14 protein-coding genes and 1 riboswitch are annotated in these 14,492 nt (G+C 32.4%); of the genes, 4 read left to right on the forward strand and 10 right to left on the reverse strand.

The genetic code is table 11. The features are described 5' to 3' along the window. The first annotated feature begins 177 nt into the window (after positions 1-177). From J3477_RS08975 to J3477_RS08985, 3 genes are all read left to right on the forward strand, one after another. The gene (locus J3477_RS08975) at positions 178-1,695 is read left to right on the forward strand and encodes a spore germination protein (protein WP_228731236.1); all 1,518 of its coding nucleotides are present in this window, start codon (positions 178-180) and stop codon (positions 1,693-1,695) included. A gap of 4 nt (positions 1,696-1,699) precedes the next feature. Continuing rightward, complete coding sequence (locus J3477_RS08980; RefSeq protein WP_206869435.1) at positions 1,700-2,845, forward strand: Ger(x)C family spore germination protein; 1,146 nt, start codon at positions 1,700-1,702, stop codon at positions 2,843-2,845. 229 nt (positions 2,846-3,074) lie between these two features. Beyond that, positions 3,075-4,172: a GerAB/ArcD/ProY family transporter gene (locus J3477_RS08985; protein ID WP_206869436.1), complete on the forward strand. Its 1,098-nt coding sequence runs from the start codon at positions 3,075-3,077 to the stop codon at positions 4,170-4,172. A gap of 52 nt (positions 4,173-4,224) precedes the next feature. Here J3477_RS08985 and asd read toward each other — a convergent pair whose 3' ends face one another. Further along, complete coding sequence (gene asd, locus J3477_RS08990) at positions 4,225-5,304, reverse strand: aspartate-semialdehyde dehydrogenase (protein ID WP_206869438.1); 1,080 nt, start codon at positions 5,302-5,304, stop codon at positions 4,225-4,227. Positions 5,305-5,586: 282 nt separating this feature from the next. Between asd and J3477_RS08995 the strand changes: the two genes are divergently transcribed. After that, positions 5,587-6,468, forward strand: coding sequence for a LysR family transcriptional regulator (locus J3477_RS08995; protein WP_206869441.1), 882 nt, complete (start codon positions 5,587-5,589; stop codon positions 6,466-6,468). 57 nt (positions 6,469-6,525) lie between these two features. Here the strand turns inward: J3477_RS08995 and J3477_RS09000 are convergent, their stop codons facing one another. The 9 genes from J3477_RS09000 to J3477_RS09040 all read right to left on the reverse strand — a co-directional run bounded on the left by J3477_RS09000 (position 6,526) and on the right by J3477_RS09040 (position 14,399). Then, entirely contained in the window at positions 6,526-7,212 is a 687-nt protein-coding gene (locus J3477_RS09000; RefSeq protein WP_228731237.1) for a thiamine phosphate synthase, read from the reverse strand. A gap of 4 nt (positions 7,213-7,216) precedes the next feature. After that, the gene (gene thiH, locus J3477_RS09005; RefSeq protein ID WP_206869448.1) at positions 7,217-8,320 is read right to left on the reverse strand and encodes a 2-iminoacetate synthase ThiH; all 1,104 of its coding nucleotides are present in this window, start codon (positions 8,318-8,320) and stop codon (positions 7,217-7,219) included. A gap of 12 nt (positions 8,321-8,332) precedes the next feature. Beyond that, entirely contained in the window at positions 8,333-9,097 is a 765-nt protein-coding gene (locus J3477_RS09010; protein WP_206869450.1) for a thiazole synthase, read from the reverse strand. Further along, positions 9,097-9,900 carry a sulfur carrier protein ThiS adenylyltransferase ThiF gene (gene thiF, locus J3477_RS09015; RefSeq protein WP_206869452.1) on the reverse strand — a complete coding sequence of 268 codons (804 nt, stop codon included), beginning with the start codon at positions 9,898-9,900 and terminating at the stop codon, positions 9,097-9,099. Before thiF ends, J3477_RS09010 begins: the two co-directional genes overlap by 1 nt. A 1-nt stretch (position 9,901) precedes the next feature. Further along, on the reverse strand, positions 9,902-10,096 hold the full coding sequence (gene thiS, locus J3477_RS09020) for a sulfur carrier protein ThiS (RefSeq protein ID WP_206869453.1): 195 nt from the start codon (positions 10,094-10,096) through the stop codon (positions 9,902-9,904). A gap of 69 nt (positions 10,097-10,165) precedes the next feature. Then, positions 10,166-11,464 (reverse strand): phosphomethylpyrimidine synthase ThiC, encoded by a 1,299-nt coding sequence (thiC, locus tag J3477_RS09025; RefSeq protein WP_206869454.1) that lies wholly within the window; start codon positions 11,462-11,464, stop codon positions 10,166-10,168. A gap of 211 nt (positions 11,465-11,675) precedes the next feature. After that, positions 11,676-11,777: riboswitch (TPP riboswitch) on the reverse strand. A gap of 77 nt (positions 11,778-11,854) precedes the next feature. Further along, the gene (locus J3477_RS09030) at positions 11,855-12,940 is read right to left on the reverse strand and encodes a GerAB/ArcD/ProY family transporter (RefSeq protein WP_206869457.1); all 1,086 of its coding nucleotides are present in this window, start codon (positions 12,938-12,940) and stop codon (positions 11,855-11,857) included. Positions 12,941-12,992: 52 nt separating this feature from the next. Continuing rightward, complete coding sequence (locus J3477_RS09035; protein ID WP_206869459.1) at positions 12,993-13,208, reverse strand: hypothetical protein; 216 nt, start codon at positions 13,206-13,208, stop codon at positions 12,993-12,995. Between the two features lie 24 nt (positions 13,209-13,232). Next, a complete protein-coding gene (locus J3477_RS09040; RefSeq protein ID WP_206869461.1) occupies positions 13,233-14,399 on the reverse strand; it encodes a Ger(x)C family spore germination protein in 1,167 nt (388 codons plus the stop codon). Positions 14,400-14,492 lie beyond the last annotated feature (93 nt).

A 14,492-nucleotide genomic window follows, 5' to 3' on the forward strand; every position in this document is an offset into this window, starting at 1 on the left:
TAAATTAACTATATTGAACTCATTACATACTGATTTTAATATGAATAAATAAAAACTTATATAGAAACAATAGTTATATATTTTTTCATCAATGTCCGTTGATTTTCTGTATTTACCATATTTACAGAAGGTTCTTGGAATTACATAGAGTGAACCTTAGAAGGAAGTGTCACATTATTGAATATAAATGATAGTCCAAAAAAACAAAATCCATCAAAAGCTGAATATAACAAAAAGCTTTCAAATTCAATTGATTCAAATATTGAATTATTTAAAGAAATATTTAAAAAGGATGATACCTTTAGGATACGAAATATTCAAAATCAATACCAAAGCAGTATAAGATGTTCTACTATCTTTATTGATGGAATGATAAACGATGATTATATAAGTGAAAATATTATAAAACCTATTTTGAATGCTGATCTTTCTAGAGATAATACAGATAATATCTTTCATAAACTAATGAATCAGATTATACCTTCTAGCGATGTAAAAGAATCTACAGATATATATGAAATCGTAAATTGTATTATAGGTGGTGATACTATACTTCTAGTAGACCACTCCTCATCCGCCCTTATAATTGCTTCAAAAGATTTTAAGGTTAGAGCAATAACTGAACCTACCTCTGAAAAGGCTCTGAGAGGATCAAAGGAAGGATTTACTGAAAGTCTAATCATTAACTTATCATTAATAAGACGAAGAGCTAAAAGTACTAATTTGAAATTCCAATTTAGACAACTAGGTGCAGAAACCAATACAACTATATGCTTATGTTATATAGAAGGTAAGGTTCAAGACAAGATATTAAATGAATTGATTACTAGATTAGATCAAATCAATATTGACAGTTTACTTGATTCTGAATATATCCAAGAAATGATACAGGATGCCCCATTATCTCTTTTTGAGACTGTTGGAAGCACAGAAAGACCAGATGTTGTAGTTGGAAAAATTCTTGAAGGCCGTGTTGCTATATTAGTGGATGGAACTCCTTTTGCATTAACTGTTCCTTTTTTATTCATCGAGTATTTTCAAACTGGTGAGGATTATTATAACAATTACTTTTTTATGTCTTTCAATCGTATTATAAGAATAATTGGTTTCATATTTACAGTAAGTGTTCCAGCACTATATATATCCATAGTGACCTACAACCAAGAAATGATCCCTACCAACTTATTACTCAGTATTTATGCAGCTAGAGAAAATGTGCCTCTACCAACAATTGTTGAGGCTATATTAATGATTTTTAGTTTCGAGGTTTTAAGAGAAGCTGGAACAAGGTTACCCTCTGATTTAGGAGAAGCTATAAGTATAGTTGGCGCGCTAGTATTAGGTCAAGCAGCAGTAGATGCTAGGCTTGTAAGTGCACCTATGGTTATAATTGTAGCCATAACAGGAATAGTAGGACTACTAAATATAAAGATAGTTGGTGCTACCATATTTCTAAGATTTATCTTTCTTTTTTTATCAGCTTTTTTAGGCATTTATGGTTACCTCTTTGGTGTAATAGGATTTATTGTCTATCTCATGAATTTGCGTTCTTTTGGAGTTCACTATATGAATACAGTAGGATCTTTTGATTCTAAATCTATATCCGATTCAACTATAAGAGCTCCTTGGTGGTATCTAAGCTTACACAATTACAAGATTTCTGTAAAAGGTCGTATTAAAGGAAAAAATAGGTGATATAATGAAAATCTCAAAAGCTATTTCAATCTTACTAATACTAATTACTACTTTTAATTTGACAGGCTGTTGGAACTATAGAGAGATAGAAAGTATGGCTATAGTTGCTGGAGTAGCTATTGATAGAAGTCAAACTAGCAAACAATATGAAATGACAGCTGAAATTATCGATATTGAAAGTGGTAAAGATTCAAAATCAGTTCCAAGATATATTACTCTCACTGGTGATTCTATTTTTGATATAGCTAGAAACATGATTACCATTTCTGATAGAAAGCTTTACTGGAGCCATGCTAAGTGCATAATAGTAAGCACTTCTCTAGCAAGAGAGGGCCTTGGAGACATTGTTGACTGGTTTATTAGAGATGCAGAAACTAGATCAGATATGTATCTATTAGTTTCCAGTGAAAAAACCGCTAAGGAAATAATTACTGCTTCACCAACCTCTGGTAAGATTATGTCATTAGAACTCGCTAATCAATTAAAAAATCAAAAACTTGCCTCTAGAGCCCCTATACTTGATCTTTGGGACTTTGCTGATAGCTTAATACAGCAAGGGAGAAGTGCTACTGTTCCAAGAGTCTTACTAAACAGGCAATCTGGCTCCCCAACTCCAAGTATAGATGGAATCGCTGTATTCAAAAAAGATGCTTTAATTGGAATAATTGAAGGAACTGAAACTAAGTATTTACTCTTCGCCACTAATCAAATCAAAGGTGGTCTTTTGCTAGTATATACCGAAAATCAAAAACCACTTACATTAGAAATCTTCCATAGTAAAACTAAAATAAAGCCTGTTTTAAAAGGTGATTCTCTTAATATTAATATTATGACAGAAACTGTAGTAGCTCTCGCTGAAGATCAACCTTTAATTGAATTTTATAAAGAGGAACAGAGAAAACAAATAGAAAGAAATGCTTCTTTAGCTCTTGAAAACTCTATATATAGTTCTATAAGGAAAGTTCAAGAAGAATACGGTAGTGATATATTGGGTTTTGGAACAAAAGTACGGGAAGATATGCCAAAGGCTTGGAAAAAACTATCCACATCCTGGAGCGATAATTTCAAAGATATACCAGTATCCGTTACTTCTAAAATTAAGATAAAGAACAGTGCTACTACCTCTAAACCGATAGAAATAGGTGATTAATATGTTGATAGTAGTTATTTTGTTTTACATAGTAATTATTTTAGTAGATCAGGTCAATCTATTTAAGCAGGGGCTTAAGAAAGATTTTTATATAAGCAGCTTAATGTGTATTTTATCCTTTATTATAGCTGTGTCATTAGCTCTTAAAATAGATATTTTTAGCCCTTCCAAGCCAATAGAAAATTTTTTAAAATTTATGTTACAAAAATAATTATACAGGTGGTCATTTATGGAAAATGAAGTTATTAGTGATAAACTTGCTCTTAATACAGTTATGTTATTTGTATTTGGCAGTACCATGATACTTGGTGCTGCAGGAGAAGCAAAAAATAGCAGCTGGCTTGCTATTATAGCTGCAACTATCTTAGTAATACCTCTGCTGTTAGTATATTGTAGACTTTTATCCCTATTTCCCAAAAAAGATATATTTGATATATTTCTATTGCTGTATGGAAAGTATGTAGGTAAATTTATTTGCATATTATATATATGGTATTTTTTCCACTTGGGAGCATTGGTTATTCGTAACTTCGCAGAATTCATGAATACTCTAGCTTTACCAGAAACACCAATACTACTACCCATAATGGGTATATCCTTATTATGTATATGGAGCTCAACTCATGGAGTAGAAGTTATGGCCAGGACTTCAAGAATCCTCTTAATAATTTGCATAATTTTTGTATTTATAATTGCAAGCTTATCAATATCCCAAATGAGATTTCATTATTTAAAACCTTTTTTGGGTGTAGAAATTAGTGCTTTCTTAAATGGTACCTTCTCAGCTTTTTCATTCCCCTTTGCTGAAGTAATTGTTTTGACAGGGGTTTTTTCTTGCTTAGAGAAAAAAAATTCTTCTTATAAAGTGCTTATTAAAGGAGTCATCATTGCTTCAATTTACATTATATATATATCAATGCGGAATATAATGATATTAGGTCCAAGTACATTAGGCCTCCTATATTTTCCTTCTTATGTTGCTATAAGCAGGATACATTTAGGAGACTTCATCCAACGTGTGGAGGTTTCAGTAGCAATAGTTTTTGTAAGTGCAATATTCATAAAGGTTAGCTTTTGTCTAATAGCTACAAGCAATGGAATTAGTAAACTTTTTGGACTTAAAGATTATAAATCCTTAATAATTCAAACCGGATTATTGATGAGTTACTTAGCCTATAATATTTATGACAGTACTATGGAAATGCAATATTGGGCAGTACATGTTTACAAATACTATGCTTTTCCTTTTCAAGTTATAATACCTGTCATTACGTTACTATTTGCACACTTTAAGATGAAAAAACTAAAACAGGTTTCTTGCAACTAATAAATTTAGCCTAGGAGAACCACATCCTAGGCTAAATATCTATCTTGACTTTTTAGTATAAATATCCTTGAGCTTTTAGAAGTTCTGCGATTAATACTGCTCCACCAGCTGCACCTCTCAAGGTATTATGAGAAATACAAACAAACTTATAATCGTACACTTTATCTTCTCTAAGTCTTCCCATGGTTATTCCCATTCCATTCTCAAAGTTTCTATCAAGCTTTGTTTGCGGTCTATCAGTTTCCTCAAAATATTTAAGAAACCTCTTAGGAGCACTTGGAAGGTTTTTCACTGATTCTGGTATATTAAAGGTTTCCCACAGTTTTATTATTTCTTCTTTTGATGGTTTACTTTCAAAGCTTACAAAAACAGCTGCTAAATGACCATCTGTAACCGGCACTCTAATACATTGAGTTGTTATTATTGGTTCTTTAACGTGCTCTATCTTATTGTCTTTAACTTTCCCCCATATTTTTAATGGTTCAGTCTCACTCTTTTCCTCTTCTCCCCCTATATATGGGATAACATTGTCTAACATTTCTGGCCAATCTTCAAAATTCTTTCCTGCTCCTGAAATCGCTTGGTAGGTACACGCTAATATGCTTTTAGGTTTGAATTCAGCTAAGGCACTTATTGCTGGTACATAACTTTGAATTGAGCAGTTAGGCTTTACTGCTATAAATCCTTTGTTAGTTCCAAGTCTTTTTCTTTGGCTATTAATTATTTCTATATGCTCTCCGTTTATTTCAGGGATAACCATAGGAACATCTTCTACCATTCTGTTGGCTGAATTACATGAAACTACTGGAATCTCATGTTTTGCATATAATTCTTCAAGTTTCTTTGTTTTATCTTTATTAAGAGATACAGCACAGAAAACAAAATCAACTTCTTTAGATATTTCTTCTACAGCTACTCCATCTTTTACCACTATATTTTTTAAAATTTCAGGAATAGGTTTTGCCATCTTCCATCTATTCTTAACTGCCTCTTCATAAGTCAATCCAGCGGATCTTCCACTAGCAGCTATAACTTTAACTTCAAACCATGGATGCTTATCCAATAGTAAAGTTAATCTTTGCCCTACCATTCCAGTTCCACCTATAAGCCCTACTCTTAACTTATCACTCATATCATTCACTCCTAATTTTAATTATCTTATTTTATTTATATTTCCCCATATAGTTTTATCTAAATATATGGTATCATGGCCATATACATTAGTAAAATTGAAAGTTTTGATTGATATGTTCAATTTTTTTGATAATACCATATTATATTTTATAACTCATTATTATCTTATGCTCATTGTATAGATGAAAATTTCTATAATTAAATCTATATTTGGGGCTATGTTTAAGATTACTGTTGAAATTAAATGGTTAACATTATAAATTTGGATGGAGATGATATTATGGACTTAAAACAGCTCAATTCCTTTATTACTATATGCAAATTACAAAGCTTTACTCAAGCTGCTGATTCCTTAGGCTATGCCCAATCCACTATAACAACCCAAATTAAACTTTTAGAAAGTGAACTCGGTGTAAAACTTTTCGAAAGAATAGGTAAAAATATAACCTTAACACATCAAGGAAAAAAACTACTGCCTTATGCCAAACAGATGCTTAAGCTTTCTTCAGAGATAAAAAATGTTTTAACCAGTGAAGATGTTCCAAGCGGAGTACTTACTATAGGTGCTGCGGAGTCTCTATGCGTACTCAGACTTCCAGAAATATTAAAGGAATATCGAAAACTTTATCCTAATGTGGAAGTATCTATGAAGTTTGGCAACTGCACGGACTTTAGACATTTTCTTCGTGACAACTTTATTGATGTTGCATTTTCTTTAGGAACCAGGATAGAAGCTAGTGATTTTATAACTGAAATATCCTTCGATGAGCCAATGCTTCTTTTAACAGCACCAGGTCATCCTCTATTAGAAAAAAATGAAATCTTGCCAGAAGACATTGCAAAAGAATCTCTTATATTAACTGAACTGGGCTGCAGTTATAGAGCTGTGTTTGAAAACATTCTAAACAGCTATAATCTAAAAGCAAATGTAGTTTTAGAAACTGGAAGTGTTCAAGCTATAAAACAGTTTACTATGAGCGGACTCGGAATAACACTTTTACCAAAGGTGGCTGTAGAGGACGAATTAAATCAAGGAAGATTAGTTCCTTTAAATTGGGCAGGTCCTGATTTTGGTATAGTATCTCAGGTACTTTATCATAAAGATAAGTGGCTCTCCCCTGCTTTAAAAGCTTTCCTGAAGTTGTCCAAAGAGATGATGTAGTATAAAAACACCTTCAAATCTGTTATATAAAAACAGTTTTGAAGGTATTTCTACTATCTATAAATTTGACTTATATCTTAATTTACATATATAGCTTTCTGGATCTTCACTTTGCATTACAGATGACATTACAGCAGCACCATAAGCACCACATTTCATTATATTACTTATGTTATGTTCGCTTATTCCACCTATCGCTATCACAGGTATTGTTACACTTTCACAAATCTTGCTTAAAAAATCTAAGCCCCTTCCTTTCATACCTTCCTTACAAGAGGTTTCAAATATATGTCCAGCTATTAAATAACTGGCACCCTTTTGCTCAGCTAATATAGCCTCTTCAAGAGAATGTACAGAGACACCTAAAAATCCATTAAACTCTTCCTGAAAACTCATAAAATTATTAAAGCTTAAATGTAGTCCATCAGCACCAACAGTCTTTGCTACTTCATAACTTCCATTAATTATAAATAATGATGTGCTTCTACTTACTTTTTCTTTTAATTTAATTGCAAGTTCCATAAGACTATCTGCATCTAGGTCTTTTTCGCGTAATATTACCGCTACAGCCCCACCTTTTACACTGCTTTCAATAACTTCTGTAAGAGTTCTTTCTTCAATTAGCTTTCTATTAGTAATAATATAAATTCCTTTATTCATTCCTGTTTTAACAGACACACTTGAGTGTTTATTTTTAATTATTCTTACATCTTTATCTTCATAGTGCTCTATAGCTTTATTCATAAATTTATTCCCAATCCTTCAAGACTGCACAATACCCTTTTGATAAAAGCATGCTCTTTATCTCTTCTACTGTTCTTGTGTCAGAGATTTCAAACTGACCATCACCTTTGTTTTCCTTCTCCTTTGTATGTCCTCCTATTTCAGTGGACACTCCAGCAGACATCTTTGTTACGCCTAGGGGGATAAGGTTATCTCTAAACTCTGCGCTTTCTCTAGTCGTCATATTTATACCCGCTCTAGGAAGGAATAGCTTAGAAGCAAGCATTATCTGAACTAGATTTCTATCACTAATCTCATATAAGTCAGTGAAGCTTCCTGCATGAGGTCTTATTCTTGGAATAGAGATATTCATCTCCATATGAGGAAAATTATCTTCAATATATTTTGCATGTAACCCTGAAAGATAAGCTTCCTTTCTCCAATCAGTAAGTCCATACAATGCACCAACACCAATGCCCCTTATTCCTGCTTTGCAAGCCCTCTCTGGTGTTTCAAGTCTGAACTTATAATCTTTTTTAGGCCCTCCAAGATGTATCTTGTCATAAACCTCCATGTTATAAGTTTCTTGATATATGGTAAGTGCATCTACTCCAGCTTCTACAAGTTCTCTATATTCATCTTCCTCTAATGGATATATTTCTATTGCTATTGAGTTAAAATACTTTTTCATTATCTTAACAGCATCTTTTATATATGATACTGGACTATGAAACCTAGACTCGCCAGTAAGAAGGATAACATGTCTAAGTCCACTTTCATATATTATTTTGCACTCTTTCTCTATCTCATCAATAGTAAGCTTTTGCCTATTTATATCGTTATCTAAGTTATAGCTGCAGTAAGCACATCTATTAACACAGTAGTTCGAAATATATAGTGGAGTATACAGAACTACCGATTTTCCAAAATTACTCATAGTTAAGTTATGTGCTTTTTGCGCCATAGGCTCTAAGAATTTTTCAGCTACTGGTGATAGCAAGCATAGAAAATCTTCTTTACTTATCCTATCTTTTTTAAGTATATGTTGTATTTTCTCCTCTGTTACGTCGTTAAGAAAGCTATCAAAATTAAAATCTTGTACTTCCTTAGCTATATCATAAAAACTCATTTATTTCACTTCCTATCTTAAAAAACCAGTCAATGGTGATGATGCTTCAGCCTTAGATCTCTCAGCACCTAACTTAGCTAAATAACCTTTTCTTCCACCTTCAACTGCAAGTTTAAAAGCTTCAGCCATAAGAACTGGATCTCCTGCTGTAGCAAGTGCAGTATTTATAAGTACAGCCTCTGCTCCCATTTCCATAGCTTCTGCAGCATCAGATGGCTTACCGATTCCTGCATCCACTACTATTGGAACTTTTATTTCATCAATAAGTATTTGTATCATTTCCTTTGTTCTGATTCCTCTATTACTTCCTATAGGAGCTCCAAGAGGCATTACGGCAGCTGCTCCTGCATTTACCATTCTTCTAGCATCCATGATATCTGGATTCATATATGGAAGCACTATAAAACCTTCTTTAGCTAGAACTTCTGTAGCCTTTATTGTTTCATAATTATCTGGGAGCAAATATTTATTATCTGACATTATCTCTATCTTTACCCAGTTGCCACAACCTGCAGCTTTTGCTATTCTTGCAAGCCTTATTGCTTCTTCAGCATTTCTTGCCCCTGAAGTGTTAGGCATTATGACGCAGTCTTTTATATAACTTAGTATATTTTCTTCTTCATCACTAAAATTAACTCTTCGTAAAGCTGCAGTAACAACTTGAGTTCCGCTAGCTTTTATTATATCCGGTATTATTTTATTTGAACCGTACTTCCCAGTCCCAACAAAAAGTCTGCTTTTAAGTTCTACTCCACCTATATTTAATAAATCTTCCATTATATTTCCTCCCCTAAGATAATTCTTACAGCTGCATTGGCTTCATGATTAGCTGCCACTGCAACTCTTGAAGCCATAAGCCCACAGCCTATTGCCGCTTCTGTTTCCATATCCCCAACCATATAAAAGTTGTCCTTTAGTTTTCTAGTTATAATAGAATTACTACTGTAAAAGCCTGAAACACCAGAAGCCGCTATGATTTTCTTATCTTTCATACTACTTAAAACTGTTCTTACCAAAGTTGCTTTTGCTGAAGGGTCATCAAAAGCCTCGATTATTATATCCACATTTTGAAAAATATCTTCAATATTATTTTCATTAAGCTTAATATCTTTAATTTCAACATCTACGAAAGGATTACAATCATTTATTATGTCTTTCATAGCTTCTGTTTTCTTCATACCAATATGTCTTACAAAATAATATTGTCTATTTAGATTGCTTGGCTCAACTATGTCAAAATCAATAAGTAAAAGCTTTCCTATACCCATCCTTGCTAAGGCTACTGCTGCATTGGACCCAAGACCTCCAAGTCCAGCAATACCAACCTTAGCTTTCTTAAGCTTTTCATGAACGAAAGGAGTATGTCTTGCTGCCATTAGAGCTTCTAGTTCTTCTTTTGAAGGTATCTCTCCTCTTTTTATTAAAACAATCTTATCAAATTCCTTGACTTTTATGTCTTGTTTCAATGGAAAGGAGTTATATATCAAGATATCTGCATCTGTCTTAAAGGTTTCTCTTATAGTGTAAGCTGTACTATCCTCTGCAACTTCTCTAAGTACCTCATTTACATATATCTTCATTTTAGCCGCCTCCCACAAACCTTATTAATTCTACCTCAGATTCAGAACTTAAGTTTTTAACTGCGTATTCATTCTTATCAAGAATTACTCTATCTACTTCTACAACAACTTTATCTGAATTTATCTTAAGTTCATCTAAAAGCTCTGCCACTGTTATGCTTGCTCTAAACTCTTTCTTTTCTCCATTTAATAGCATTTATCACACCTCCAAATATTAAATTCTTTATTTTAAAAATTTCGTAAATCTCATGTTGCATAGCTTTAATTAAATATTTAAATCTTCATTGTTTAATATCTTCTTCATTGTTCTCATAGAACACATCTTTCCACACATTGTGCAGCTATCAGGGTTTTCAGGTGAAGATTCTTTTCTGTATCTTCTTGCTTTTTCCTCATCTATGGATAGCTCAAACATTCTTTCCCAGTCTAGATCAGCTCTTGCCTTACTCATTGCATTGTCCCAATCCATCGCCCCTTTCACTCCTTTTGCGATATCTCCAGCATGAGCTGCTATCTTTGCTGCTATTATTCCTTCTTTCATATCTTCTAATGTAGGCAGTCTTAAATGTTCCGCAGGTGTAACATAGCATAAAAAATCTGCACCACTAGAAGCTGCAATTGCACCACCTATAGCTGAAGTTATATGATCATAACCTGGTGCTACATCAGTTACTAAAGGACCAAGTACATAGAAAGGTGCTCCATGGCATAATTTTTTTTCCAAAAGCATATTAGCTTGTATTTCATTTAGCGGCATATGTCCAGGTCCTTCAATCATAACTTGTACATTTCTTTCCCAAGCTCTCTTTGTAAGTTCCCCTAAAGTAATCAGTTCCTTTATTTGTGCTGGATCAGTAGCATCCTTTATAGATCCTGGTCTACAAGCATCCCCTAAAGATATTGTAATATCATATTTTTCACAAATATCTAAAAGCCTATCATAGTACTCATAAAATGGATTCTCAGCTTTGTTAAGTTCCATCCATGCAAAAAGCAATGAACCTCCTCTTGAAACTATGTTTGTAAGTCTAGGATTATTTTTTACTATCTTAGCAGTTTCTTTGTTTAGCCCTGCATGAATTGTGACAAAATCCACTCCATCTTCTCCATGCTTTTCCACTACATTAAAAAATTCATCCACAGTTATATCCTTAAGATCTTTATCATAGAAACCTATAGCATCATACATAGGAACTGTTCCAAGCATTGCAGTGGACATATCCACAATATTTTTTCTTAAGTGTTCAGTTTTTCCATAGTTAGATAAATCCATAATTGCTTCCGCTTTCATATTTATTGCAGTCCTTACTTTTTCCAATTCAACATCGAGATTGCAACAATCCTTTGATATACCTAAGTTTACATTTATTTTTGTACGAAGCCCTTGTCCCACTCCTTCCGCACTTAAAGATTTATGATTCTTGTTTGCAGGAATAACCACTTTTCCTTCAGCAATAAGTCCTCTTAGGACTTCTACATCTAGTTTTTCCTTCTCTGCAACTAATCCCATTTCCTTAGTTATAATTCCTTTCTTAGCAGCATCCATTTGTGTTGTGTAATTCATATAATGATCTCTCCTTAAATATAATTTGTTTAAGTTATTTAATAATCTGTTGCAACTATACTTTTAGGACCTTTTATGGCAAAATATCTTAATTAAAACTGGTACAAATTGATAAAGAAAACAAAAAAGCAGTCAATTGTAAGAAATACAAAAGACTGCTTAACAGCATATTTATCCAAATAAAAAAACTTGCAAAAAGCAAGCTTATATACGAATAAAGCCCTTGCTTCCCTACGATGGTCCTAACCATATCAGGTTCATGGAGTTAGGATAAATTATCCCTCTCAGCCTTGCGGCACCCCCAGCAAATATCTGGTATATTTAATTTTTATTAGTTTTACAAGATGATTATATCTCTCATTGCTTTATTTGTAAACTAAAGATTTACTTTTATTCCTTTAAATTTCTAACTTTAGCTATTATAAGAGATACCATAGGAAATAATATTTCCGGAATCCAACCGTAAACTGGATATATATTTGCAGCTGTATAAGCTTGATTTACTGGTGATTCATACATGGTAATTGAAAATATTATACTAATAATAACTATAGGTGAAACTATATGCTTGTAGGTTTTAAGTTTAAGAATTTGAGCTAAGCTTAATACAGTTCCATAGCAAAATATAGCAATTTTCATAAATACATTAAATAATAATACAACTGCTATTAAAGATTCTAGCCTACTGATAATATCGGCAATATCTATTAACTTTGCAACTTGAAATGAAGACTGAAGCTCCAATTCACTTATTACCCCTAAAGCTAGTGTATTTCTAACAATAACCATTAAGAAAAATGCTCCACCTATTAACATCCCTTTAAAAGAATATTTCTTTATATTTTCTTTATCTCTCACACTTGGAAATATCATGAGAAAAATCAAAAGCTCTCCAAATGGTATTGCAGTTATTACATTTACCCCTTGTAAAAACTGAATAAAATTAAATTGAAACATTGGCAACATATTTTTAATATCATATTGATTAAAAAGCATAATTATTAGCATAATAGCTATTACTATTGTAATAGTAGTGAAAAAAGGAGTCATTCTTGCCAGAACCTCTAATCCTTTTCTAATTACATATATACAAGTTATACCTATGGACAATATAAACACAATAATATCAGTTTCCTGCATAAGAAAAGTGGAAAAAAAATCAGCAATGAATCTTAAGTTTGCGGCTACTATGAACCAAAAATGATATATGTAAATAAGTGATATAAGTTTCCCAAGATATGTTCCATATGTAATATCATTTATCTCTATTATATTTTTTTCTGGAAAACGCTGAGCTAACTTAAAATAAACTTGCAGTAAAAAGCCTAGTATAAAAAAGCTTACCACAACTACAACCCAAGTATCTTGTTTAGTGACTCCAATTATAAAACTTGCAGTTAGCGTAGATCCTTGAAGTAAGGCTATTATCAGAAACATTAACTCTGAACTTGATATCATGCCCTTTTCTATCTTCATACTCAGCACTTCTCCCATTATAGTCTAAACCATATTTATATCCAAACTCTATTTATCCATAATTTAAATGAAGTAAATCCTTTATTATATATTGAAAAACCTCTACTGGATTGAAGATAGGAATTCTTAAAACATAAAATATACTTAGAATCAATGCAATCAAAGTAAATGTCGCAAAAGCTAGCAACTCTCTAAATTGCCTCTTTTTCATTAATTCTGGAAGTTCCATAAATATTATAATTACGAAAGATATTATTACAAAAAGCATATCTTCACCTCATAAAAAGTCCTTCTATTTTCCTTGATAAGTAGATGGTTTCGTTATTTTACCCATTCTTCTTATTTTTGCATCTACCTCCACCTTAACAGTTATTTTCTGAAACTCATCCTCCCACTTACTCTCAATTGCCTTCCACTTCTTAGGTTTATATTTATATATCAGATCTCCAAATCCAAATACATCTGCATTCATTTCTTTAGCTTTATTCCATGTAGTCAAAACTTGATTTTCAATATAAAAATTTTCATTTTCCTCAACAATTTTGATGATTTTAGGAATTGACAAATCTTCTGAAGATGTTTGTTCTAATATATCTCCTTCTGCGTCAATGTATATATTCATATAAATATGCTCGCCTTCTACCTTAGGTTTTATGCGGGTCTTTGATCTTATTATCCTTATAGCTACTTTATCATTTCCATTTGGAGAATTTACTAATATTGTTCCATACTTTACCTTGTTTATCCCCCATAATAGCCCCATGGATTCACTTTCATTAAGTTCACCTATCATTTTGTCTTTTTTAAAAACAGCTGTACTTGCTATATAAGGCACCTTTGTTTTCTCATCAACTGTTTTCATTTCTATTATTGGTATCACTGGCGAAGTAGTTTTGCTCATCAATCGTGACGTAAATTCTTTAAAATTTATGCTTGGAAGCTGAGATACATTTTTTTCATTTTTAATTAATTTGCCTATATTTATTCCTGGGTCATCCTGTGTGTTAGTATGAGCTTCAAGAATACTTGCAGCTTCCCCATCACTTACCAACATCCACGTTAAAGGCCTCATCTCTCTTTGTCTTAAAAAGAAGTCCAATTGTTCACTTAATCCTTGCTGCGCTAAATCTTTGTTGAATATAACTACTTGATTATGTGCAAAGAAAAGTACTCTATTGTATTCCCTGCTAATATTTTTAAGAGCATCTGAAACATTTTTTCCCTTTTCCTTAATATTTGTAAACTGCTCTTTACCTCCAACTCCTGAGTTAGACTTTTCAAGTTTAGGCACTCCTACTTGAGCTGTAATATTTAAATCTTCTTCCTTGCTTGATTTATCAATTGCAACTCCAATTACTATACCTAATTTATTTAACTCCACTGAGCTCCAACAGGAAGTCAGACTTAACGATAGTATGATACAAATGGCTACCCTAATTGTATTTTTTATATTTTTCATAAGCTTACCTCACCTCTATATCAACTATAGAGTTCTAGACTCAACTATGATTTTGTATGTTACAAAATCCACTGAGACTGGATCCTACAATTT

Source organism: Clostridium zeae, assembly GCF_017312485.1.
GTDB classification, from domain to species: domain Bacteria; phylum Bacillota; class Clostridia; order Clostridiales; family Clostridiaceae; genus Clostridium_AR; species Clostridium_AR zeae.

What these genes read in the sequence shown, in the direction of transcription:
- J3477_RS08980 (WP_206869435.1), top strand. Translation starts at nt 1,700, where the DNA reads ATGAAAATCTCAAAAGCTATTTCAATCTTACTAATACTAATTACTACT.
- J3477_RS08985 (WP_206869436.1), top strand. Translation starts at nt 3,075, where the DNA reads ATGGAAAATGAAGTTATTAGTGATAAACTTGCTCTTAATACAGTTATG.
- asd (WP_206869438.1), bottom strand. Translation starts at nt 5,304, where the DNA reads ATGAGTGATAAGTTAAGAGTAGGGCTTATAGGTGGAACTGGAATGGTA.
- J3477_RS08995 (WP_206869441.1), top strand. Translation starts at nt 5,587, where the DNA reads ATGGACTTAAAACAGCTCAATTCCTTTATTACTATATGCAAATTACAA.
- J3477_RS09000 (WP_228731237.1), bottom strand. Translation starts at nt 7,212, where the DNA reads ATGAATAAAGCTATAGAGCACTATGAAGATAAAGATGTAAGAATAATT.
- thiH (WP_206869448.1), bottom strand. Translation starts at nt 8,320, where the DNA reads ATGAGTTTTTATGATATAGCTAAGGAAGTACAAGATTTTAATTTTGAT.
- J3477_RS09010 (WP_206869450.1), bottom strand. Translation starts at nt 9,097, where the DNA reads ATGGAAGATTTATTAAATATAGGTGGAGTAGAACTTAAAAGCAGACTT.
- thiF (WP_206869452.1), bottom strand. Translation starts at nt 9,900, where the DNA reads ATGAAGATATATGTAAATGAGGTACTTAGAGAAGTTGCAGAGGATAGT.
- thiS (WP_206869453.1), bottom strand. Translation starts at nt 10,096, where the DNA reads ATGCTATTAAATGGAGAAAAGAAAGAGTTTAGAGCAAGCATAACAGTG.
- thiC (WP_206869454.1), bottom strand. Translation starts at nt 11,464, where the DNA reads ATGAATTACACAACACAAATGGATGCTGCTAAGAAAGGAATTATAACT.
- J3477_RS09030 (WP_206869457.1), bottom strand. Translation starts at nt 12,940, where the DNA reads ATGAAGATAGAAAAGGGCATGATATCAAGTTCAGAGTTAATGTTTCTG.
- J3477_RS09035 (WP_206869459.1), bottom strand. Translation starts at nt 13,208, where the DNA reads ATGCTTTTTGTAATAATATCTTTCGTAATTATAATATTTATGGAACTT.
- J3477_RS09040 (WP_206869461.1), bottom strand. Translation starts at nt 14,399, where the DNA reads ATGAAAAATATAAAAAATACAATTAGGGTAGCCATTTGTATCATACTA.